Annotated in this window: 20 protein-coding genes, 1 pseudogene and 2 riboswitches; of the genes and pseudogenes, 2 read left to right on the top strand and 19 right to left on the bottom strand. The window is 56.4% G+C overall.

Annotated features, from left to right (window positions below; all coding sequences use genetic code 11):
* Window positions 1–42: 42 nt before the first annotated feature.
* The gene (locus ASF70_RS02860; protein ID WP_062463485.1) at window positions 43–696 is read right to left on the bottom strand and encodes a hypothetical protein; all 654 of its coding nucleotides are present in this window, start codon (window positions 694–696) and stop codon (window positions 43–45) included.
* Window positions 697–1,448: 752 nt separating this feature from the next.
* On the opposite strand from ASF70_RS02860, the gene ASF70_RS02855 reads away from it, so the two are divergent.
* Together ASF70_RS02855 and ASF70_RS23400 are read left to right on the top strand one after the other, a co-directional pair.
* Complete coding sequence (locus ASF70_RS02855) at window positions 1,449–1,715, top strand: DUF1488 domain-containing protein (RefSeq protein ID WP_062577268.1); 267 nt, start codon at window positions 1,449–1,451, stop codon at window positions 1,713–1,715.
* A 65-nt stretch (window positions 1,716–1,780) separates the two neighbouring features.
* On the top strand, window positions 1,781–2,185 hold the full coding sequence (locus ASF70_RS23400; protein ID WP_082471714.1) for a helix-turn-helix transcriptional regulator: 405 nt from the start codon (window positions 1,781–1,783) through the stop codon (window positions 2,183–2,185).
* A gap of 46 nt (window positions 2,186–2,231) precedes the next feature.
* On the opposite strand, the gene ASF70_RS02845 is transcribed toward ASF70_RS23400, so the two are convergent.
* The 18 genes and pseudogenes from ASF70_RS02845 to ASF70_RS02750 all read right to left on the bottom strand — a co-directional run bounded on the left by ASF70_RS02845 (window position 2,232) and on the right by ASF70_RS02750 (window position 21,062).
* Entirely contained in the window at window positions 2,232–2,843 is a 612-nt protein-coding gene (locus ASF70_RS02845) for a TetR/AcrR family transcriptional regulator (RefSeq protein WP_062463476.1), read from the bottom strand.
* 605 nt (window positions 2,844–3,448) lie between these two features.
* Complete coding sequence (nrdF, locus tag ASF70_RS02835; protein WP_062463471.1) at window positions 3,449–4,438, bottom strand: class 1b ribonucleoside-diphosphate reductase subunit beta; 990 nt, start codon at window positions 4,436–4,438, stop codon at window positions 3,449–3,451.
* 16 nt (window positions 4,439–4,454) lie between these two features.
* Window positions 4,455–6,608: a class 1b ribonucleoside-diphosphate reductase subunit alpha gene (nrdE, locus tag ASF70_RS02830; RefSeq protein ID WP_062463468.1), complete on the bottom strand. Its 2,154-nt coding sequence runs from the start codon at window positions 6,606–6,608 to the stop codon at window positions 4,455–4,457.
* Window positions 6,578–6,991, bottom strand: a complete 414-nt coding sequence (gene nrdI, locus ASF70_RS02825; protein WP_062463465.1) for a class Ib ribonucleoside-diphosphate reductase assembly flavoprotein NrdI — start codon at window positions 6,989–6,991, stop codon at window positions 6,578–6,580. Before nrdI ends, nrdE begins: the two co-directional genes overlap by 31 nt.
* A gap of 10 nt (window positions 6,992–7,001) precedes the next feature.
* A complete protein-coding gene (nrdH, locus tag ASF70_RS02820; RefSeq protein WP_062463463.1) occupies window positions 7,002–7,226 on the bottom strand; it encodes a glutaredoxin-like protein NrdH in 225 nt (74 codons plus the stop codon).
* Window positions 7,227–7,476: 250 nt separating this feature from the next.
* Window positions 7,477–7,699, bottom strand: a riboswitch (cobalamin riboswitch).
* 262 nt (window positions 7,700–7,961) lie between these two features.
* Window positions 7,962–8,387, bottom strand: a complete 426-nt coding sequence (locus ASF70_RS02815) for a pseudoazurin (protein WP_062577265.1) — start codon at window positions 8,385–8,387, stop codon at window positions 7,962–7,964.
* Window positions 8,388–8,395: 8 nt separating this feature from the next.
* Complete coding sequence (locus ASF70_RS02810) at window positions 8,396–9,157, bottom strand: ABC transporter ATP-binding protein (protein WP_062463459.1); 762 nt, start codon at window positions 9,155–9,157, stop codon at window positions 8,396–8,398.
* On the bottom strand, window positions 9,154–10,182 hold the full coding sequence (locus ASF70_RS02805) for an iron ABC transporter permease (protein ID WP_244473946.1): 1,029 nt from the start codon (window positions 10,180–10,182) through the stop codon (window positions 9,154–9,156). The genes ASF70_RS02810 and ASF70_RS02805 overlap by 4 nt, the downstream gene beginning before the upstream one ends.
* Before the next feature lie 29 nt (window positions 10,183–10,211).
* The gene (locus tag ASF70_RS02800) at window positions 10,212–11,228 is read right to left on the bottom strand and encodes an ABC transporter substrate-binding protein (RefSeq protein ID WP_062577263.1); all 1,017 of its coding nucleotides are present in this window, start codon (window positions 11,226–11,228) and stop codon (window positions 10,212–10,214) included.
* A gap of 140 nt (window positions 11,229–11,368) precedes the next feature.
* Window positions 11,369–11,565, bottom strand: a riboswitch (cobalamin riboswitch).
* Window positions 11,566–11,600: 35 nt separating this feature from the next.
* Window positions 11,601–12,275 (bottom strand): class I SAM-dependent methyltransferase, encoded by a 675-nt coding sequence (locus tag ASF70_RS02795; protein ID WP_082471713.1) that lies wholly within the window; start codon window positions 12,273–12,275, stop codon window positions 11,601–11,603.
* Between the two features lie 406 nt (window positions 12,276–12,681).
* Window positions 12,682–13,260, bottom strand: a pseudogene (locus ASF70_RS24800) (metal-binding protein ZinT); the annotation flags it as partial.
* A 1,310-nt stretch (window positions 13,261–14,570) separates the two neighbouring features.
* The gene (gene aztC, locus ASF70_RS02785) at window positions 14,571–15,509 is read right to left on the bottom strand and encodes a zinc ABC transporter substrate-binding protein AztC (RefSeq protein WP_062577259.1); all 939 of its coding nucleotides are present in this window, start codon (window positions 15,507–15,509) and stop codon (window positions 14,571–14,573) included.
* A 24-nt stretch (window positions 15,510–15,533) separates the two neighbouring features.
* A complete protein-coding gene (gene aztB / locus ASF70_RS02780; protein ID WP_062577257.1) occupies window positions 15,534–16,403 on the bottom strand; it encodes a zinc ABC transporter permease AztB in 870 nt (289 codons plus the stop codon).
* A 5-nt stretch (window positions 16,404–16,408) separates the two neighbouring features.
* Window positions 16,409–17,212 (bottom strand): zinc ABC transporter ATP-binding protein AztA, encoded by an 804-nt coding sequence (gene aztA, locus ASF70_RS02775; protein ID WP_062577255.1) that lies wholly within the window; start codon window positions 17,210–17,212, stop codon window positions 16,409–16,411.
* Between the two features lie 303 nt (window positions 17,213–17,515).
* Window positions 17,516–18,361 (bottom strand): metal ABC transporter permease, encoded by an 846-nt coding sequence (locus tag ASF70_RS02765; protein ID WP_062577251.1) that lies wholly within the window; start codon window positions 18,359–18,361, stop codon window positions 17,516–17,518.
* Window positions 18,358–19,218 carry a metal ABC transporter permease gene (locus ASF70_RS02760; protein ID WP_062577250.1) on the bottom strand — a complete coding sequence of 287 codons (861 nt, stop codon included), beginning with the start codon at window positions 19,216–19,218 and terminating at the stop codon, window positions 18,358–18,360. The genes ASF70_RS02765 and ASF70_RS02760 overlap by 4 nt, the downstream gene beginning before the upstream one ends.
* The gene (locus ASF70_RS02755; RefSeq protein ID WP_062577248.1) at window positions 19,215–20,108 is read right to left on the bottom strand and encodes a manganese/iron ABC transporter ATP-binding protein; all 894 of its coding nucleotides are present in this window, start codon (window positions 20,106–20,108) and stop codon (window positions 19,215–19,217) included. Before ASF70_RS02755 ends, ASF70_RS02760 begins: the two co-directional genes overlap by 4 nt.
* A gap of 75 nt (window positions 20,109–20,183) precedes the next feature.
* Window positions 20,184–21,062: a metal ABC transporter substrate-binding protein gene (locus tag ASF70_RS02750; RefSeq protein WP_156461743.1), complete on the bottom strand. Its 879-nt coding sequence runs from the start codon at window positions 21,060–21,062 to the stop codon at window positions 20,184–20,186.
* Between the last annotated feature and the right edge of the window lie 702 nt (window positions 21,063–21,764).

Raw genomic sequence — 21,764 nt, 5'->3', positions numbered from 1 at the left:
TTAAACTAGAGATGTGAGGCGTTTCCGGCCGCAGCGGTCAAATCAATCGAGATTGAGCTTTTTCCGCAAATCAGCATTTTCAGCACGCAACTTTTCAGCCAGCATCTTGCGCAACTTTTGGTTCTCCGCCTCTAGCTGCAGAAGATCAGCCATTTCGTCCCGAGATGAAGTCGCAGCGTCATCAGCGATCCGGTCAGGCGTCGGAGCAAGCTTCGGCGCGGCGGGCTCGACCGGCGTTGGGTCTACGCTCACACGTGGCTTGCGGCCCCGCTTCTTTGGGCCATCGGTACCGGCTGTAGCGCTTTCTGCTGTCGTTGCGCCAACGGAGGTCTTCTTCGCCCGAGGCTTACGCTGCTTCTTTGCGGCAATAGGCTCTTCTTCCGGCGCGGGCGCTTCAGCATCGTGAATTGTGTCGGTATCGTCGGCCATGAGCATCTCCTTCGGTTCTTCAGCAGTTGTCGCCGTCGCATCCGGTGGTGTCAAGAATGGCTGAGGGGATACTACCGAAGGCAATTGTACGTTTAGGCCGGATTCAACCATCTTCAGACCTTCCGGCAGCAACGGCATCGCCTCCTCCTCTACGTCACGGGCAACGGACTTGAGGTCCATATTTCCCCAGATGGAGGTGGGCTTGGCGTCGAGCTTCCGGCGTCCGGATTTGTACTCGATGGCAAAATTGCGTTGCGGTTTTTTCACTCAAGACGCTTTCGGATTCTTGTTGGGCTATTTGCAGCGCAATAGGCCGCTGCAGATCCGAAATTAGAGATTTTTCGGCTGTTAGTCCACCGAATGCCACTGCGAGTGAGGGAACCCTGCTCCCTGATCCCAAGCCAGCAGCTTCAACGAACGCTTCCTAATACCGTAATACCCTGCGCTGCATGCGACAGCATCGCTATAGGCTCTTCGCCTCGATGTATCGAGGACTGCGTGCTGCGGGCCAGCGTCCAACGCTTCAAGCGGCTCCCGTGGTCTCTGACAAAATCAGCATGACCATTTTCAATTCGAGCCGCCGCTACTATTCTCCGGCTCGAGTAGTCGATTGCGGGCGTGCAGATCGTCGCTGCATTCGGCCTTGCAATCGATGGTTCTCGCACGATGTGTAGAGCCAGGGACAGCTTGTCTTCAGGGCGCTGTCATAAGGGTGTGTAACCCTGCCCCAACAAGGAGGACGCTATGTCTTCCAACCGAGCCTCTGCAGCACTTAGTAAAGCCCATATCTCCCTGATCAGGGAGGTATTGAGAAGCGCTGGTCTTCGCGGCGTAGATTCCCCTGCAAGTTCCGATACGAAGCGAGACGCCTCAGCTTTTCTGACGACCGAGTTTCGCAGCGGTGTTCGAACGAAGGGCGCTCTCGCTGTAGTTCTTGATCAATGGAATAAGCAATCATCGTCTGCCCGAGCCTCAAACGTACAAGTCGTTGACCGGCAACCAAGCGATGATAACCGCTGATGGGCGTTTCTTTCCCTAATCAAGCGCGCAGCTTTGACGGCAAGAACCGGTGTGTCCGCTTTACCGGCTATGATGAAATGTTCGAGATCAAGTTCTATCTCGCGGTGGAAGTGCTGGCGTCTGAAAGAGCTGAGCGCAATACCAGCGAGAGTGACTACTTGACGTCCTTTGATGCGCTCCGACCTAGAATCCTAAAGGCTGCAACATCAGAATATTCTCGATCTCGTAGCAGCACCATCATGCTTAACCTCACTAATTTTGATTGAACCTTTTCGATGAACGGAAGGCCGCTTAATCAACGAGACCGAATATCGACGAAAGCGAGGGTAAGGTGGCACGCCCGAAAGATATTGAACCCGTGGATGTCGAGGTCGGCACAAGGATTAAGGAAAGACGTAAATTCCTTGGTCTTTCGCAAGCCAATCTCGCAGACAAGATCGGCGTTACATTCCAGCAGGTACAAAAATATGAAAAAGGCACCAACCGTGTCGGATCGAGCCGCCTTCATCAGATCGCCAGCGTGTTGCGGGTAGAGCCTGCAGCGCTGTTTGGTCAGGTCCTTGAAGGTCAGGAGTCCGGCACAAAAGATGTTGAGGCACTTGAACAAATGACGGGGTCCCCCGAAGGGCTTGCGCTCAATCGTGCCTTCGCCAAGATTACAGACGGGGCAACTCGAAGATCGATCCTTGCACTTGTGAAAGTGATCGCATCTGCTTCGGAACCCACCGGACATTAGTCTTTTGAGTTATAGCTGGGACGTCGCGCGCAGCTGGTAACCGTGTTCATGACGGGGCAAACGCTTTGATAGTCGCATTGCAAGACTCCCGCAGCCTACGGGAGGAACCATCGGCCCCCGTGGCTTGGCGGTTTACACGCGCGCCTTCCAGCAAGAGAGAAAGCGTGTCAGCCAGCAGATTAGGATCGGTAGCCCCAGCTGCCGTGCACAAAGCCGCCAGTCGGTCTCGCTGGCTCGTCTTGAATTCTTGAACAACACCATAGGCAGGGTGAGCGATGTCGCGGAGCTCAACGACAGCATTTGCTAAATCGCATCCACCCGGCTCTTGCTCCAACCGCTGGACGTGAAAATCTACCCACGAATTGAGTTTCGCGGCGGCATCTTTTTGGTCGTCCTGATCAAGTTCAGTCCAGAATACCATTGCACGTTGCGTTACCTGTCGAAGGGTCTCGCACAGCAGATCGTCTTTGGACCGAAATTTCCTGTACAGGGTCATTTTGTTGGTGTGGGCGGCCTCCGCGATAGCATCAACACCAATCCCGCGGATGCCGAACTTCCGAAACAACTCAGCTGCGCATGACACAATTCGCTCACGCGGAGCTACTGACCCCTCCTGCTTACTTTCAACGGACGCGGTGGGCGAGTTACGGCTTGACATAGGTGTGACCGGTCGGTAACAAGTGAAGTTACAGACTGGTAACACTGTCCAATGCCTTGGTCAAGTTATCGGCGTAGCTACTAGGAGGCGACGATGGCAAAACGAGAAGAGATGACTCTGGCCGATGTTTTGACAGATCCGTTCATCCTGGCGCTCGCTAAGGCAGACGGGTGGTCCAGGCACGCTTTCACCGAAGAAATGCATGCCGCGTCTGACGCATTACGGTCGAGAGACCTAGACCGTGCTCGCGTACCCTTTTTCAACACGAAGGTTAACGCAAGCGCGCAGTGCTGCGCTTGGTAGAATAAAGTCGAGCCTAAAGAGCCTCTCGCGCCCCGACAGTGCCGCGGCATTCCCTTTCGTAGCATCGGATGCGTTTAAGCAGCCGGCCCGACGATAACGCGACCAGTTCAACTCGGGGATAGTCGTTGTCGAGCCGCCCGGCCGACTTTCGTAGTCTGGACAGATCCTCTCCTGAGATCGCCGAGCAGAACCGGTCTTAGGTTAGAGGCTATGCTCTTCTCTGACGCCTTGAACGGGGTCGAACTGACGACCCCTTGCCGCTGTTGGAACGTACGACGAAACCCTACGGGCGGAACAATAGGTTAGAAGTCCCAGTCGTCATCTTCTGTAGAGACCGCCTTTCCGATGACGTAGGAAGACCCCGAGCCGGAGAAGAAATCATGGTTCTCGTCGGCATTTGGCGAAAGAGCAGACAGGATCGCCGGATTGACCTTGCAGGCCTCGGCCGGAAACAGCGCCTCATAGCCCAGGTTCATCAGCGCCTTGTTGCCGTTGTAGTGAAGGAACTTCTTGACGTCTTCCGTCAGACCCACCTCGTCGTAGAGAGCTTCCGTGTACTTTGCCTCGTTGTCGTACAGCTCGAGAAGGAGATCGAAAGCAAAGTCTTTAATGCCCTGCCGTTTCGTTTCGGTCAGGCGCTCGACGGCGCGCTGGAACTTGTAGCCGATATAGTAGCCGTGGACAGCCTCGTCGCGGATGATCAGCCGGATCATGTCAGCGGTGTTGGTGAGCTTCGCCCGGCTAGACCAGTACATTGGCAGGTAGAAGCCGGAGTAGAACAGGAAGCTCTCAAGAAAGACCGAGGCCACCTTCTTCTTCAGCGGATCGCCCGAGACATATTGCTCCATGATCAGCGCCGATTTTCGCTGTAGGAATTCGTTCTCCTCCGACCAGCGGTAGGCATCGTCGACATCAGGTGTCGAGCACAGCGTCGAGAAGATCGACGAATAGGAGCGTGCATGTACTGCCTCCATGAACGAGATGTTCGACAGAACGGCTTCCTCGTGCTGGGTTGCAGCATCTTCCATCAGTCGCACAGAGCCCACACCATTCTGGATGGTGTCAAGAAGCGTTAGACCCGTGAAGACGCGGATGGTGAGTTTCTGCTCTTCGGGCTTCAGCGTCGCCCAGGACGGGATGTCGTTCGACAACGGCACTTTTTCCGGCAGCCAGAAGTTCCCCGTCAGCCGGTTCCAGACGTCGAGGTCCTTGTCATCCTCGATGCGGTTCCAATTGATGGCGCGGACACGGTTCGAAGGCTGCGAGACTTTTGCTTTGACTTGGATATTCATGTTCGTTTCCCCCGGATCACAGTGCGCATGAAACGCAGCCCTGCACTTCCGTGCCGGACAGCGCCATCTGGCGAAGGCGGATGTAGTAGATGGTCTTGATGCCCTTCTTCCAGGCGTAGATTTGCGCCCGGTTGATATCGCGGGTCGTTGCCGTGTCACGGAAAAACAGGGTCAGCGATAGACCCTGATCGACATGCTGGGTGGCGGCCGCATAGGTGTCGATGATCTTCTCCGGGCCGATCTCGTAGGCGTCCTCGTAATAATCGAGGTTGTCGTTGGTCATGAAGGCGGCCGGATAATAGACGCGGCCGATCTTTCCTTCCTTACGGATTTCGATCTTCGACACGATCGGGTGAATCGAGGACGTCGAGTGGTTGATGTATGAGATCGAGCCTGTCGGCGGCACGGCCTGCAGATTCTGGTTATAGAGCCCGCCTTCCATGACGGCTGCCTTCAGTTCCCGCCAGTTTTGTTGAGTCGGGATATCAATGCCCGCCTTCTCGAAGATGGCTCTCACCTTTTCCGTCGCCGGCAGCCATTCGGTTTCCGTGTACTTTTCGAAGTATTCGCCGGATGCGTATTTCGAGTTCTCGAAGCCCTTGAAGCTGACGCCCTTTTCCATTGCAAGACGATTGGAGGCGCGCACCGCGTGATAGGTCACGGTGTAGAAGTAGATATTGGTAAAATCGATGCCTTCTTCCGATCCGTAGAAAATGCGCTCGCGGGCGAGATAGCCATGCAGGTTCATCTGGCCAAGGCCGATTGCATGACTGTCGTCATTGCCCTTTTCGACGGATGGAACCGACGATATGTGGCTCATCTCGGAAACGGCCGTCAGCGCCCGGATCGAGGTCTCGATCGTCTTGCCGAAATCGGCGCTGTCCATCGCGGCCGCGATATTCAGCGAGCCGAGATTGCAGGAGATGTCCTTGCCCATCCTGGCGTAGGACAGGTCGGCATTAAATTCGCTGGCTTCGCTGACCTGCAGGATTTCCGAGCAGAGGTTGCTCATGGATATGCGGCCGGCGATCGGGTTGGCACGGTTCACCGTGTCCTCGAACATGATGTAGGGATAACCGCTCTCGAACTGGATTTCGGCGATGACCTGGAAAAAGTCGCGGGCCTTAATCTTCTTCTTCTTGATGCGGCTGTCGGCGACCATCTCGCGGTACTTTTCCGTCACGGAGATTTCCGTGAAGGCAACACCGTATACGCGCTCCACATCATGCGGCGAGAACAGGTACATGTCCTCGTTATTCTTGGCGAGTTCGAAGGTGATGTCGGGGATGACGACGCCAAGCGACAGGGTCTTGATCCTGATCTTCTCGTCGGCATTCTCGCGCTTGGTGTCGAGGAAGCGCATGATGTCTGGATGGTGCGCATTGAGATAGACCGCACCGGCCCCCTGCCGCGCGCCAAGCTGGTTGGCATAGGAGAAGGAGTCTTCGAGAAGCTTCATCACCGGGATGACGCCGGAGGACTGGTTCTCGATCTGTTTGATCGGTGCGCCCATTTCGCGCAGGTTGGTCAGCGAGAGCGCCACGCCGCCGCCGCGCTTGGAAAGCTGGAGCGCCGAATTGATCGATCGGCCGATGCTTTCCATATTGTCCTCGATGCGCAACAGAAAGCACGAGACCAGTTCGCCACGCTGCTTCTTGCCCGCATTGAGAAAGGTTGGCGTTGCCGGCTGGAAACGGCCGGAAATGATCTCGTCGACAAGGTCACGGGCAATCTGCTCGTTTCCGCGCGCCAAGGCGAGCGCCACCATGCAGACCCGGTCCTCGTAGCGCTCCAGATAGCGTTTACCGTCGAAGGTCTTCAGTGTGTAGCTGGTGTAGTATTTGAAAGCACCGAGGAAGGTCGGGAAGCGGAATTTCTTGTCATAGGCGTGGTCGAAGAGATCGCGAACGAAATTGAAGGCATACTGGTCCAGCACCTCCTGTTCGTAGTAGCCTTCGACCACCAGATAAACGAGCTTTTCGCGCAGGTTATGGAAGAACACCGTGTTCTGGTTGACGTGCTGCAGAAAATACTGCTTGGCGGCCAGCCGGTCCATGTCGAGCTGGATTTTGCCAGCCTCGTCGTAGAGGTTCAGCATCGCGTTGAGGGCATGAAAATCCAGTTCGGATTCCGATGTCTTCAAAGGCTTCTCGAAGGTCGTCGCGTCCAAAATCGTTCCAATCCATGAGTGACATTGGCGACGTCTTCCTCTGTGCCGAGAAGCTCGAACCTGTAGAGGTAAGGCACCTGGCATTTCTTCGAGACGATGTCGCCGGCGAGCCCGAAGGTCGCGCCGAAATTGCTGTTGCCCGCAGCGATCACGCCACGGATGTTTGATCGATTTTCCGCATCGTTCAGGAAGCGGATCACCTGTTTCGGAACAGCTCCCTTGCCACCTTCGCCGCTGTAGGTCGGCAGGATCAGAACGTAGGGTGCCTGGACATGGAGGCTGTCGGACGGACTGATCGGGATGCGCCGGGCGGCGATCCCGAGCTTGGCGATGAAACGGAGGGTGTTTTCCGAACGGCTGGAAAAATAGACGATCTCACCCATCGCCACGTTCTCAAACCGCGAGCGTGCTGATCATGTCCGGACGAAAACCGGCCCAATGGGTTTCTCCGGCAATGACGACCGGCACCTGACGATAGCCAAGCCCTTGGACCAGTTCATAGGCATCTGCATCAACTGAAACATCGACGATCTGGTAGGAAATTCCCTGGCGGTCGAGAGCGCGGGTGGTGGCTGTGCACTGGACGCAGGCAGGCTTGCTGTAGACAGTGACGGGCATGGTGATCCTCGTATGATTTTGAAAAGACGCGCGACATCGACCGGACATCCGCCGATGCCCGCGCGACAAATCTGAAAAATGAATGACAGCCGCGATCAGCGGCCGGGCGTCAAAGCCCGCTACTCACGCGTATATCGAACTGAACAATGCGACATGGCTTCACCCCGAAGTTGATCGACAGGGATCAGGGGGAAGCGGCGCGCGCGGTCACATCCCGCACGTTACCCGCGACCTTCCGGACACCCCGCCCGTGGACGTTTTCGTTTGAGGCAGGTCTCCTGGCTCGCGGGTCGTCACATCCATCTCGCCTTCCCGAAGCCTTCCGGCCTCAGTGGCATTAATCGAGCGGATGCTCGTCGCTTACAGTTGCGGGGGCAGCTTCGGCATTGATCTGTCCGTCATGGACGTCACTCACCGTATTCCCGTCTTAGCTTCCGACTCGCATCGAAAGAACCTCTAACACTAGATATAGTATCTGACGTGAATTTTCCGTCAACGGCTATGACGGGTTTTCAACCGTTCGTTCGAAACCTGGACGAATTTATACTTGGCACTACGGTCTTCCCGCACGCGTGGCGAACGGATCAAAGACTAAAGAACTTATCACGTTGAGGTTGCAACGACGGATGCAGCATCCTGAAGCTACATCTTCGAGCAAGATGCCTTGATGGGTGCGTCACCAGTAGCGACGCCTTGATATGATGCGAACCAAACACTGTTAGTCGACTCAAAGGCTTATTGGCTCCGTTCGACTATCTGCCCGATGCGCTTTATCGCGCCGGGTCGCAGACCGTCGGGTATTTTCATCTCGGAAACTGTTAGATCCCCAACGCGGACGAGCATCACCATCCCCATGTCATAGTGCGGGGTGCACTTGATTCCGTAAAAGCCTAACTCCGTGAACGTGATTTCAATCTCCTCGTTGATCTTGCCTTTAAACGGCAACGCTCCCTGAGGAAGGAAGCCATCGATTGTCGCCGCATTGTGCCCACGCTGGCTCGCCAGGAACTTCACCTTGTCTCCTGGCTTCAGCGACAGGAAATCCGGCTCGAACGCCATGCCTCCGGTCTCGTTTCCATTTAGCATTCTCACCACGAAGGTTTCTGCCTGGGCAGCCAAAGGCAGCAAGCTCAAAACGGCGGCAAGAAAGATCGGTCGCATCGGGCACCTCATTGGATCGGTTGAAACCGGATAAAACTGGAGCCATCCGTGTCGGTGAGGAAACGGGCGCTCACGCCAAACACGTCCCGGATCAGATCGAGCGTTAGTACCTCTGAAGGCGATCCAATAGTCAGGAGGCGCCCCTTGGACATGACTCCGACGCGGTCACATGCCATCGCCTGATTAAGATCGTGAAGGGCGATCACCGACGTGACGGCCAGAGCCTTCACCAGGCGAAGGATGGAGATCTGATGCTGGATGTCGAGATGGTTGGTGGGCTCGTCGAGCAGCAGGATTTCTGGCTGTTGTGCAAGGGCCCGGGCGATGTGGACTCTCTGCCTCTCCCCGCCTGACAGCGTGTGCCAAGACCGCTTCTCCATACCCGCCATATCCACTCGAACCAGCGACTGCGCAACAATGCAGTCATCCTTTTCAGACCAAGGCTGCAGAGCAGACAGCCATGCGGTTCGGCCGAGCTCGACTGCATCGCGAACCGTCAGGCGTTCCGATGTGTCGCTCTGCTGTTCGACAAAGGCCAATGTCTGACCAATCTCGCGACGATTCATACGTCCCATCGGGTTTCCATTGATATGCACCTCGCCCGATGATGGGGAGAGGATTCCTGCTAGGAGCTTCAGTAGCGTCGACTTGCCAGACCCGTTTGGCCCGATCAGCCCCAGCGTTTCACCTTTGCGGACCTGGAATGATACGGACTCGACGATCCTTACGGCGCGCACCTGCCATCCGAGATCTTGAGCTTCCAGTATCATCGGGTACGCCTTCCACGAATGAGGATGAGCGCGAAGCCGGGGGCCCCGACGAGTGCGGTGATAACACCGATTGGCAAGACCTGGTTTGGAACAAGAATGCGAGATCCAATATCGGCGAGAACGAGGAATACGCCGCCCATGAGAGCTGCGACAGGCAGAAGCTGCGCATGCCGCGGCCCGACTAGGAAACGGGCGGCATGCGGGATGACAATGCCTACAAATCCGATCGATCCGACGATGCTGACCATCACAGCCGTCATCATCGCTGCTGCGCCGATCACGATAGCCTGAACCTTGCGAACCGGCACACCCAGGGATGCCGCTGAGTCAGCTCCGAACGTGAACGCATCTAGTTCCCGCCTGTGCCAGATACAAACGCATATCCCGATAGTGGCAATCGGGACTGCCAGCATCACATCGTCCCAACGAACACCGCTGAGATTTCCCATCAGCCAGAACATGACACCCCGAACCTGCTCAGCATTGGCGGATCGTGTAATGATGAAGGACGTCAGAGCATTGAAGAGCTGAGAGCCGGCGATGCCTGAAAGAATGATTAGCCCCGTCGCCTGAATGCCAACACCGCCGCCGGCCGCTCTCGCCAGCATCACAACCAGTACGAAAGAGACGAGCGAACCCGCAAATGCACCTAGCGAGAGTGACAGAAGCCCGCCACCGAGGCCGAGAATGAGCACAGTGACCGCTCCAGTCGAAGCGCCAGCCGAGATGCCTAGAATGTAGGGATCTGCCAGAGCGTTACGGAGCATCGCCTGAAGGACGACACCGGATATGGACAACGACGCCCCGCAGAATGCAGCGACGATTGCGCGCGTCAGTCGGTAGTTCCAGATAATCCCTGCATCGATAGGATCGAGGGCGTAAGACGCACCCAGCATCTTGTTGGCCAATGTCTGGCCAACAAGATGAAGAGGCATGGACGTTTCCCCGACGGTAACACCGAGCGCGATAGCTGCAATGATCAGTAAAATCGATGCAGAGACATAACCGACCCTGCGATAGGTAATCCGCCTCGCCTGTTCGATCGCGATATCGCTCACTGCTTGGCCTTGATGTCTTCCAGGGCAGCAGCAAGCGTCTCGATCCCCGTCGGTATGCGAATGCCAGCGTGCACGGCATGCGCATCTACCACGACGATACGGCCTTCCTTTACCGCCTTCATTCCACGCGTGACTGGGTCACTTTTTAGGTAATCCAGCTTGATCTGGAAATCGTCAGCCGGATAGCGGCGACGCTCCATTCGCGCAATGACGATAACGTCGGGATTGGCCTTGGCGATCGTTTCCCATCCTACAGACGGATATTCCTCGTCGCTCTCGATCACGTTGCGAACACCCAGCGTGTTCATGATGAAGCCGGGAATGCCCTTTCGGCCTGCGACGAAAGGATCGAGGTCTATATCAGCGCTGGAGAACCAGAACACTGCGGACACGTCCTTAAGGTCAAGAGCTTTTGCCTTTTCAGCGGCAGCATCGACCCGGGCACGCAGCTTCTTTGTCAGCTCGTCGCCCTTGTCCTGGACGTCGAAGATCATCGAAAGTTCGTCGACAGCGTGGTAGACCGTGTCGATCGAGAACGGTGTCTTCCGGGCGCCATCGCCACCTGCCAGGTTGTCCTTCCCGATGCAATCGGCCGGCATGGCATAAACATTGATGCCGAGCTCGTTGAACTGCTGGCGGGTGCCGACCACCCCCTGCGGGCCGACATGGACTTCGAACTGTGTGGTGACCAGCTCCGGCTTTTTGGCTGCAATGGCTTCGAACCCGGGATGATTGTCAGCCAAGCGGGGAACCTTCAAGTTGATGTCCTTGAACTCGGGCAGCACGTCATTGAACCACACCGATGTACCGACAACCTTGTCGCTTAGTCCCAGCGCGTAAAGCATCTCGGTCGTCGACTGGCCAACCGATGCGACGCTTTCGGGCGCTGCGTTGAAGGTCAGCTTTTGACCGCAGTTACCGATTTCGAGGGGGTAGGACGTAGATGCGGCATAGGCGCCCGAGCTTGTGAAAAGCAACACGAAAAAGGTGATAGCTGCGTTGAATTTCGTCATAGTTGATCTCCGATCATATGTAAAAAGCCGATCGGGATCGTAGAGACGGCACGGAGACCGCCTGCCTGCTGTCCGACAATAGGAACAGCACGCAATAACGCTGCAAACATCCGCTTCCTCCTCCGGGCACCCCGCCGGCGTTAGTCTATTCAGGTGTCGGCAGGTCTCCTGACTGGCGGGTCGCTGCATCCTCTCGCCTTCCCGAGCACGAATGTGCTCAGTGGCCGATGAAAGGATACTCGCCGCCTACAGTTGCGGGGGCAGTTTCGTTTGACGGATCGCTCCGTCCCGAATTCCCTGTTAGTCCCTTACGGGAACCGACGGCGGCAAGCATACCGCCTTGAGTTTGTTACGCAAGTGCGTATGGAGCCATCAGGACGGCTTCGTCGCGGTCAGCACAAAGTAATCGATCATCCGGCTGCTATCGTCATAGACCTCACCATATGGGTGAGCCTCGAAAAGGTGTTTCCAGGATTTAACCTGAGTGAACCCCTCGTTGTGGAACAACGTTCGAGCATCGACTTCGCTTAGTCCGTTGAAAAACGGCAGCTGCTTGCCAAATTCGGTAGCGCTTTTGTTCTCGCGATGCAGAAACCAGAGACCGTCTGAAAGTAGCAGTGTTCCACCCGGACGCAGGATCCGGCGAGCCAGCACCAGTGCGCCGCACGGGTTTTCCAATGTCCACAGGACATTGCGCATTGTGACAATATCCGCGCTTGCATCGGGAAGATCTGCTTCATCCATGGTGGCTTGAATGAACGACACGTCGAGTTCTCGCATGGCCGCTTCTCGACGAGCGTACGCCAGCATGCCTTCCGACCCATCGACGGCCGTGACACTATGACCGAGTTCGGCCAACACCAACGCGCATGCGCCAGTCCCACAGCCGAGATCGGTGATTAGGCTGGGGGCATCACCAAGTGCTGAAAGAAACATTCGCTTCCATTCGTCATGATGACGAATGTGCGAGGCCGCGCCATTGAACCGGTCTGCGCGCTTATTCCAATGTTCGGACATGGCATTGGCGGTGTTCGGTGCAGCAAGCATTGGTGTTCCTCTCGGCAAATTATGATGGGAATGGCGCTTACTCGTGTAAACGGATCCCTGTAGGGACAACAGCGGATATTGATTTTGATCTCGATGTTGTTGCGCGATCGCGTGGGGAAGATGTCGCACAGATCCAGCTCTTCTCGAATATGATCCGCATCCACGATTTAACGCAGATAGCTCCGACAAGGCACGACCTGAACGCACGGAATCGTACAACAAGGCGCTAAAGCCGGCTATGGATGAGGCAAGCGCTCCGGTCGGCTGAGCGCTTGCCGGGTTAAGAGCAACCTTGTTACGACGAGGGTTCGTCAGTAGCTTCATGAAAGCCTGCCTCGGATACACGACGCTGCCTAATCCAGACATCCCATCAGTCATGACCGGATGTCTGGATAGCCTTGACCGATTAGTGAGCTTTCATTTCACTGACGATCTCGTCTGCCTTCAATGAAGACGGGTAATAAGTCGGCCAGTTGGTGACTTCGTTCAGCAGGGCCGCACGGTCATCGCCCCAGTAGAGGTGGTAATGGTCAGCCTTGTTCGGAGCAATTCCGTGATCGCTGAACTGGATGAACTGAGGAGCACCGGCATCACCGTCTGTCTTCTTGAAGATGAACCGAACGCCGCGATTGCCCTTCTTGTAGGTCAGGATTTCCTTGCCATCATAGGCGTATGTGCCCTTTGACGGCTTGCCGTCCTTGTAGAAGGTCACTGCATCGCCTTCAATCGTGATGCGGTTCACGTCCGTTTTGTATCCGACTTCGTATTCGGCACGGATATCTTCTACGCTTGACGTACCTTTTTCTGCCTTATGCTTCCATACGGGGTCGAGAGTTCCGTCCTTGAGGTAAGGATAGACCGACTGCCAGTCTCCAGCATAGTCAGACAGCGGACGGTCCTTGACTTGGCTGTCTTCGAAGTAACCCTTGTAGATCTGGGGATCGCCATGGCTGTGAGCGTGATCGTGACCGGCATGGCCGTGAGCTTCGCCGTCAGCGTGCTCATGGACCTTGCCGCTGCCACCAGCAACCGCAATGTTGTAGGGCTTGCCTTCAACCTTGATTGTGCCAACCTCCTTGAGTTCGCTCTTGGAGATGCGACGGACCAGTCCGGCATTGGGATCACTCATGACGACTTCATCTCCAGCCATGGCGATACGCGGGCGCGGATCGTTCCAGTGCCCGTCCATGGAATAGGGCTCGGTGACTTTGGCACTCTTGGCAAGCTTGCCATCCAGAACGTCGATCTGATGCAGTGAGCCATCTTCGGTCAACACGTATCCGAAGCGGGCGTTAGCTGGATCGAGTGCGAAGTCAATGCGGCGGAATGGCAATTCGATATAGCGGAAGTTCGGCTCATCTGCGGGATCAACGACGACGAGACCCTTGGCGCCGTAATTGCCGAGAAAGACCTGCATGCTCCTGGCGCCCAGCAACGTGCCGGTTGTCTCACCGCTTGGCAGATCGGAGGGATAGGTCAGCATCTTGGTCACCGGGCCGTCCGCGCTCGCGGTTACAGTCAGAATGCCTTCCTTGCATCCTGCAGCGAGGAAAGCACCGGAGAATGCTTCGCCGTGAATGCCTGTGCAAGATGCGACATTACCTGTGGGCGTGCCGTCTTCCGTCACCGCACGCAAGCCGACGCGGGTCGGTGCAGAATCGCCTTCGACCGGAGCATCGGAAGCGACCGTCGTTACCCAGCCGATTCCGACGGGAGCGGCAAAACCGTGATGAGCTCGGGCCTGCTTCAGCCGTGTCGATTCAATCTCGCCATCGGTTAGTTCGTGCGCATCAACGATCTCGTTATAGCCACCCTTGTCGAAGTTGATGACGACCTTGCCGTCATGGTCGATGACGTGAAACGGGCGTGGGCCGGTCAGGGCTTTTTCTACGGCCGACGGATCGGCAATCTCGATATCGGAATGGTCTCCATGAGAGTGGAGAGAAATGCCGCTATTGATAAAGTTGACGGCATCATTGTCAGATTGAACCGCGACAACGCTGGCGCCTTCATTGACGCTGTAAAGCTTATTTTGGCCGACTGTGTCGAACGTCCAGCGCTTCTCGGGCTTGCTCAGGTCAAACGCCGTGACCTTCGGATCCTTATGGTCGCCGACGAACACGCGGTAAAGTGTTACACTTTCCTCATCATCCTGAGCGAGCGCCGCCGATCCCAGCAAGGCCGTTGATAGCGCCAACGCAGATACGCCTCGGATTAAATGTCTCATTCGTCTCTCCTTTTTACGATATTACATAACATTCAAACAGCGGCTTTTTCCGGCAGTTGGACGGTGACTCAGCCGCGGTTGATCGCAGATGTGAGGGTTTGGACGTTGTGACGCATCATGTCGATGTAGGTCGACGCAGGTTCACCGGCTGGCGACAGGGCGTCCGAATACAAGGTGCCGCCGAGCGTTAGTCCGGCTTCTGAGGCGATCTGCTCAACAAGGCGTGCGTCCGAAATGTTTTCTGCAAATACGGCAGCAGCACGCTTCTCGCGGATCTCACGAATAAGCGAGGCGACGTCTGCGGCAGATGCCTCAGATTCGGTAGAAACGCCCTGGGGCGCTAAGAAGGTCACGCCGTAATCCCGCTCGAAGTAGCGAAAGGCGTTGTGCGCGACAACCGCTACACGCCGCTCTTGGGGGATCGCGCTCACAGCTGCCTCGATCTCCTCGGCAAGCGCCGCCAATTGTTCTGAGTACGCGGTCGCATTTGCTTCGTATGTCGAGCAGCCCTGTGCATCTGCGGCACAGAACGCCTTGGCAATGTTCTGGATGTAGATCTTGGCATTGCCAACCGACTGCCACGCATGGGGATCGTTCGGCGTTGCATGAAAGACCGCCTTTCCGTCGACATAGTGGTAATGGCCACCCGCCGGATCATTCAAGATGTCCGTGCCCTCGGTCATAACGGTCAATTTGGCTTTCGCTTCGCTTGCCTGGATCAAACGGTCCATAAAGCCCTCGAACAGCAACCCGTTTACCAGAATGACGTCCGCCTTGGCCAACGCCAATGCATCAGCTGGCTTTGGTTCGTAAACGTGAGCATCGCTGTTGGCACCAACCAGTGTTCGCAAAGCAATACGCTCGCCACCGATAGCTTTGGCGAAATCGCCGATGATCGAGAAACTGGCGACAACCGACAGCTTTTCCGCATGGGCAAGAGCGGGAACAGCCAATGAGGCGAATATCACAACTGTCATCCTGGCGATGAGCTTACTCAGGTTCTTCATTATATTTTCCAGTGCCGGGGCGGTTCAGGCGCTGCGGTGAGCGCTGCGCCGCAGGTGCGACAAAAGCAGGCCACGAGGGCTAGCGATGACCGAGAAAAAGTAGACAGAACCTGCCGATAACATGACCACTGGTCCTGATGGCAAGGATGCATGGTAAGACAAAAGGAGGCCGACGGCTGAGGAAAACAGCCCGATCGCAACCGACAACAGGCACATCGTTGCAACGCTTTGCGTCCAGAAGCGTGCGCCAGCCGCAGGCAGGATCATCAATCCGACCGCGAGCAAGGTGCCAAGCGCCTGGAAGCCAGCGACAAGATTCGTCACGACGAGACCAAGGAAGAGGAAATGGACCGGCGAGCCCAGGCGTGACACAGAACGGAAAAACAAGGGGTCCATACATTCAGCCACCAGCGCCCGTCCAAAAAGTCCGAGAGCACAAAGCGTCATCACCGACACCATGGCGATGAGGATCAAGGCATCATTGTTCAGCGCCAGGACCGTTCCGAACAGGACGTGCATCAGATCGACGCTTGAGCCCCGCAGAGAGACCATGAGGACACCAAGCGACAGGGAGATCAGATAAAAGGCCGCCATAGAGGCGTCTTCTTTCTGAATCGTGAACCGGGCGACGGCGCCGGCCCCCAGTGCTACGACCACGCCGGCAATCAAACCACCGATGGTCATAGGAACGATCTCAAGGCCGTAAAGCAGAAAGCCGGCAGCTGCACCAGGCAAGATCGCATGCGCCATTGCGTCGCCAGTCAGGCTCATGCGGCGCAACATGAGGAAGACGCCGACCGGGCAAGCGCTGAGCGATAACATGAATGCGCCAAACAGTGCCCTTTGCATGAATCCGAACTCGACGAACGGTAGGATAAACGTCTCATAGAGCATATGGATTACATCCCGCCACGTGCCGGTGACGCCGCGATGCCGTCATGACCAATCATTGTCTCATGCAGGTGATGAGCTGGTTTCCCACACCATGGAGCGTTCTCGTCCCATGCCTCGCCGAACTGGCGTGCGCGAAGAAGATTTTCGGCAGAGAGTGTCTGACGCGCCTCACCCCACGCAATCGGCCGCCGCGCCAGAAGAAGCGCCTCGGGAAAATGCTCGCGCACCAGATCAAGGTCATGCACGACAACCATGACAGTGCGCCTTTGAACCTGCCAGTGCTTGATGAGCGCTATCAGGTCGGTAAGCGTCCTGGAGTCGACCGCGTTGAATGGTTCGTCAAGCAGAATGAGATCAGCATCTTGCACAAGGACACGCGCGAACAACGCTCGCTGCATCTGGCCTCCCGAAAGTGTGTCGATGGAACGCTTGTCGAACCCTTCCAGGCCGACGGACAGCAACGCTTGCGTTACGGCTTGCCGGTCTTCTGCGCTATGACGACCCAGCAAGCCCCTTTTGGGCCAAAGCCCGAGCGACACAAGGTCAAGCACACGAGCTGGAAAAGAGCGATCCAGCTCGGAAAGCTGTGGCAGATAAGCGAAGCGGGTGCCCGGTGCTGTCGAGCACGTACCACTCATAGGTCGCAATAGACCAACAATACCCTTCATCAGGGTCGATTTACCCGATCCGTTCCCGCCAACAACGGCCACGAGGCTTCCTTTGCGTACGACACCGGTCATGTGATGCACAGCAGGATGGCGATTGTAGCCCAAGGTCAGATTGTCAAAGGTAAGGCATGCTTCAGTCACGACTACTGTCTATCTCCCGCGGCCCATGGGGCGCAACGCGCCGTTCACCATGTAATGTTATTACGTTTACCGACTTGGAAGAAAGGACGCAACCCTGACGAAACGAAGTTCGCCGATTTTAATCAGAGGGGCAAACGGCCGGCAATCGCGTTGTCGATGGTTCACGAACTGCTTCGATGCACGCATGCACCGGGCGCGGACAAGCAGTCTGGGATCCTGGCGCAGCACAGCGATCCCAACGGCATGGCGACGCTTGGTCAAGAACTCGGCGAGCGGCAGCCGAGTGTCGCGCATAGTGCTTCTTTACGTCGCCTGCGATGTTTCGATCCTCGTCGTCTTACGGGTGGCGTGGATGAAGGCGGCGACGAAGATTATCGAGAGCAGAAGCACTATGGTTGGCGCCGGTGCACTGTCGATGAAGAAGGACAGATAGACGCCGACGAAGGAACAGATCACCCCAATCGTGAGGGACAGGAGCAGCATGGAGCTGAGTGTGCGGGTCAGCAGAAATGCGATGGCACCCGGCGCGATCAACATAGCGATGGCTAAGACTATGCCAACGGCCGGCAGGGCGCCAACGATTGTCAACGAGATGAGGCAAAGCAACCCGTAGTGCAAAAGGTTGACCCGCAAGCCAACGGCTCTGGCTTGCGCAGGATCGAAAGCGTGGAGAAGAAAGTCTTTCCACTTAATGCCGATCATGCCGGCGATGAAGGTGGATATGATGGCCGCTTCTGCGATGTCGCGCCAGGAGACACCCAGCATGTCGCCAAACAGGATATGGTCGAGATGCACGTCCGACTGGATCTTGACGTAGAGCACCAGGCCAAAGCCGAACATGCCGGAGAAGACCACACCCATTACCGTATCGCGCTTGATGCGACTGTTATCACTGAGGAAGCCCGTCGCGATGGCGCAGAACATTCCGGCAATGAAGGCGCCAATGGCGAAGGGAATGCCAATGATGTAGGCAACGACAACGCCCGGAAAGACGGCGTGCGAGATCGCGTCGCCCATCAGCGACCACCCCTTGAGGACGAGGAAGCATGACAGCAGCGCCATGGGGATTGTGGCGACAACTGCGATTACCAGCGCATTGACCATGAAGTCGAACTGGAAAGGCGAGAGAAGCGTATCTAGAATACTCATAGTCCCGTCTCCATTGCTCGTTCGGCGCGGCTGCGGGCAGCGAGCATTCCGTGTTTTGGTGCAAGTAAGAACGCAGTCAGGAAGACTGCCGTCTGCAACACGACGATGATGCCACCTGTCGCTCCGTCGAGAAAATAGCTCGCATAAGCTCCAACAAAGCTAGTGACCGAACCAATGAAGAAGGCGATGGTGAGCAGCCTGGGAAAGCGGTCGGTCAGCAGGTAAGCTGTTGCGCCCGGTGTGACGACCATGCAGATGACGAGGAAAGCGCCGACCGTCTGAAGGGCTGCAACTGTCGAAGCCGAAAGCAATGTGAAGAACATGATCTTGAGAGCAATCGGGTTAATGCCGATTGACCGGGCGTGGCTCTCGTCGAAAAAAGCGACCATCAGGTCTTTCCATTTCACCAGCAGGATCGCCAGCGAGACAAAGCCAATGATAGCGAGCTGGAGCGTATCCCCGGGCGTGATTGCAAGGATGTTCCCAAGCACAATGGTCTGGACGTTCACGGAGGTGGGTGAGATCGACGCCATAAACAGTCCAAGCCCGAAGAAGGCAGAGAGGATTAGCCCGACGATCGCGTCTTCCTTGAGCTGGGTGCGGTGGTTGAAGAAAAGGATGGCCGCGGCGGCGAGTCCGCCGGAAAAGAAAGCGCCGATCGAGAATGGTAGGCCCAGCATGTAGGCTCCGGCCACGCCGGGGACGACGGAATGGGAGAGCGCGTCGCCGATCAGTGACCAGCCTTTCAACATGAGATAGCACGAAAGGAAAGCGCAGACGCCGCCCACCAAGGCGGAGACCCACATCGCGTTCAGCATGTAGTTGTAGGTAAAAGGTTCAAGGAGGATCGACGTCATTTCCTGCCTCCATTGGCGTCGTCCGTCTCTCCGACCGTTGGCTTGCCACCTTGCAGGATCAATGGCCGCTCGTCGTCCCGGAAGACACCGAACGGCGCCGGCTTGCCGCTCAGAACAAAGTGACGAAGAACGCCACCGAAGGCCTTTTCCAGGTTTTCCTGCGTGAAGGTCTCGCCCGTCGGGCCATAGGCGAGCACCGTGCCCTTGATCAGGATAGTTCGGTCGCAGAACTCCGGCACGGAGCCGAGGTTGTGTGTCGAGACCAACATGACGCGGCCCTCGTCGCGCAGTTCGCGCAACAACGTGATAATCTCGTCCTCGGACTTGACGTCAACGCCGGTGAACGGCTCGTCGAGCAGAATAATTTGGCCGTCTTGCGCAAGAGCACGGGCGAGGAAGACGCGCTTCTTCTGTCCCCCCGACAATTCGCCGATCTGACGCTTGCGAAACTCGCTCATGTTGACGCGGGCAAGCGCCCTAGAAACGGCCTCATGGTCGACGGCTTTCGGAATGCGCATCATCCCCATACGACCGTAGCGCCCCATCATGACGACATCCTCGACCAGAACGGGAAAATTCCAATCGACTTCTTCCGCCTGCGGCACATAGGCAATGAGATTCTTCCGCAGCGCTTCTGGGACCGGCATACCGAGCACACGGATTTCGCCCTTGGCGAGACGGATGAAGCCCATCATCGCTTTGAATAGCGTGGACTTACCCGAGCCGTTGATGCCAACCAGCGCAGCAATCGATCCGGTCGGAATCTGGAAACTTGCGTCTCTGAGTGCCGTATGACCGTTTCGATAGGTAACGGTAGCGCCAGTCACGGATATCCCGACCCCTCCGGAGCAGTCGATAGGCTGTTTCTGCAAGCTGGGTTGCGCGTTCATTGGATGTTCCTTTTGTCAGCTTAATCGACATGCCCGCCATTTGAGGCAAGGTCGGCGGCCTCGGGGATTTGTGGGTCAGAACGAGGAAGCCAGGCCCTTGGCGATCGTGTCTGACGTGACACGAAGCAGATCGATATAGGTCGGGACTTTGCCATCGGCCTCGGTCAAAGAGTCTACGTAGAGAACGCCGCCATATCTGGCGCCGGTTTCACGAGCCACTTGCTCGGCAGGCGCTGAAGAGATCGTGCTTTCAGAAAACACGACACCGATGTTGTGTTCGCGCACCGCGTCGATCACCTTGCGAACCTGCTGCGGCGTTCCCTGCTGGTCGGCGTTGATCGGCCAAAGGTAGAGTTCCTTCAGATCAAAATCGCGGGCAAGATAGGAGAAGGCACCTTCGCTCGATACCAGCCATCGCTTGTCCGCGGGAACGGTTTTAAGCTGAGCCCTGATAGGCTCGATCGCTGCCGTGATTTTCGCCTTGTAGGCCTCGGCATTGGCTTTGTAAGTCTCGGCATTGGCCAGATCGTACTGCACGAAGGCGTCGCGGACGTTGTCGACATAGATCAGCGCGGCGGCCGGCGACATCCAGGCATGGGGATTCGGCTTACCGGTATAGGGGCCTTTAGAGATACCCATCGGCTCGACACCGTCTGAAACGACAACGCTTGGGACCTCCTTCAGGTTCTGGAAGAACTTCTCGAACCAGAGTTCGAGATTGAGTCCGTTCCAGAAGATAAGCTGTGCACCCTGCGCCCGCTTAATATCGCCCGGTGTAGGCTGGTAGTTGTGAATCTCGGCGCCCGGCTTAGTAATCGACTCGACGATCGCCGCGTCGCCCGCAACGTTTTTCGCAATATCTGCGATAACCGTAAAGGTTGTCACCGCCTTGAACTTACCTTGCGCGGTAGCAGGCCCGACCATCGTAACAATGGCGAATGCAACCCCTATCATAACGACCAACAGCGAATGCCTTACCTTATCAAACATACGTTCACCTTTTTGCTATTGCGACTGAATTGCAATTCTCTGTTGGACTAAGCCTCATTCGATCAGACCATGTGCGGGAGAACGGGGGGTCGCCGCGTCTCAATAGTCTGCAAATGCAACTGAATTGCAACAAGGAATCGCTCGAGGCATTTGACAAATGCTTGATCGGCTAGATACGTGAGCGGTTCCCCACCAGGCGGCTCGGCACCAAAACGCATCGGAAGCGGGCTCGCCTAGGCCTCCTCGACGCGATGACCTTGACCATTGTATCCATCGCTTGGCTCCTGGATTATATGTCATGCAAAACCGGATGGGCATAGATTACGACGCCGTTGCGAAACGATGGCTGGCAACATGGGGATCCTAGGAGTACCTGAATTACCCCTGTCAGGATACGCCGGACGTCATGGAGCGACGGCGGCTTCGCTTTCTTCTGCAGGACAGAGCGGCACTTGCGGCGAAAATTATCAATCATGTATGGGAAGCTGCGTTGCCAGATGGATGATTAGCAGATCCACATGCTTGCGCAGATGCAGACACGATCTCCGCGTTTGCATCGGCCCTGCTTTTGAACGGATACGAACCGGCGACAGACCAGAGCGCTTTCTCGCTAGACTAATTGGCCGCAGACATCCTTTCGGCATTGCACACGGGCAGGAAAACCGA

It is taken from the genome of Rhizobium sp. Leaf321 (assembly GCF_001423215.1).
Classification (GTDB): Bacteria; Pseudomonadota; Alphaproteobacteria; order Rhizobiales; family Rhizobiaceae; genus Neorhizobium; species Neorhizobium soli.
Note: the sequence above shows the minus strand (reverse complement) of the source record. Positions and strands in the feature narration are given on the sequence as shown.

What these genes read in the sequence shown, in the direction of transcription:
- ASF70_RS02765 (WP_062577251.1), bottom strand. Translation starts at nt 18,361, where the DNA reads ATGAGTATTCTAGATACGCTTCTCTCGCCTTTCCAGTTCGACTTCATG.
- ASF70_RS02750 (WP_156461743.1), bottom strand. Translation starts at nt 21,062, where the DNA reads ATGATAGGGGTTGCATTCGCCATTGTTACGATGGTCGGGCCTGCTACC.
- ASF70_RS02815 (WP_062577265.1), bottom strand. Translation starts at nt 8,387, where the DNA reads ATGCGACCGATCTTTCTTGCCGCCGTTTTGAGCTTGCTGCCTTTGGCT.
- ASF70_RS02800 (WP_062577263.1), bottom strand. Translation starts at nt 11,228, where the DNA reads ATGACGAAATTCAACGCAGCTATCACCTTTTTCGTGTTGCTTTTCACA.
- ASF70_RS02760 (WP_062577250.1), bottom strand. Translation starts at nt 19,218, where the DNA reads ATGACGTCGATCCTCCTTGAACCTTTTACCTACAACTACATGCTGAAC.
- nrdH (WP_062463463.1), bottom strand. Translation starts at nt 7,226, where the DNA reads ATGCCCGTCACTGTCTACAGCAAGCCTGCCTGCGTCCAGTGCACAGCC.
- ASF70_RS02855 (WP_062577268.1), top strand. Translation starts at nt 1,449, where the DNA reads ATGGGCGTTTCTTTCCCTAATCAAGCGCGCAGCTTTGACGGCAAGAAC.
- ASF70_RS02845 (WP_062463476.1), bottom strand. Translation starts at nt 2,843, where the DNA reads ATGTCAAGCCGTAACTCGCCCACCGCGTCCGTTGAAAGTAAGCAGGAG.
- ASF70_RS02795 (WP_082471713.1), bottom strand. Translation starts at nt 12,275, where the DNA reads ATGCTTGCTGCACCGAACACCGCCAATGCCATGTCCGAACATTGGAAT.
- nrdF (WP_062463471.1), bottom strand. Translation starts at nt 4,438, where the DNA reads ATGAATATCCAAGTCAAAGCAAAAGTCTCGCAGCCTTCGAACCGTGTC.
- nrdI (WP_062463465.1), bottom strand. Translation starts at nt 6,991, where the DNA reads ATGGGTGAGATCGTCTATTTTTCCAGCCGTTCGGAAAACACCCTCCGT.
- aztC (WP_062577259.1), bottom strand. Translation starts at nt 15,509, where the DNA reads ATGAAGAACCTGAGTAAGCTCATCGCCAGGATGACAGTTGTGATATTC.
- ASF70_RS02755 (WP_062577248.1), bottom strand. Translation starts at nt 20,108, where the DNA reads ATGAACGCGCAACCCAGCTTGCAGAAACAGCCTATCGACTGCTCCGGA.
- aztB (WP_062577257.1), bottom strand. Translation starts at nt 16,403, where the DNA reads ATGCTCTATGAGACGTTTATCCTACCGTTCGTCGAGTTCGGATTCATG.
- ASF70_RS02810 (WP_062463459.1), bottom strand. Translation starts at nt 9,157, where the DNA reads ATGATACTGGAAGCTCAAGATCTCGGATGGCAGGTGCGCGCCGTAAGG.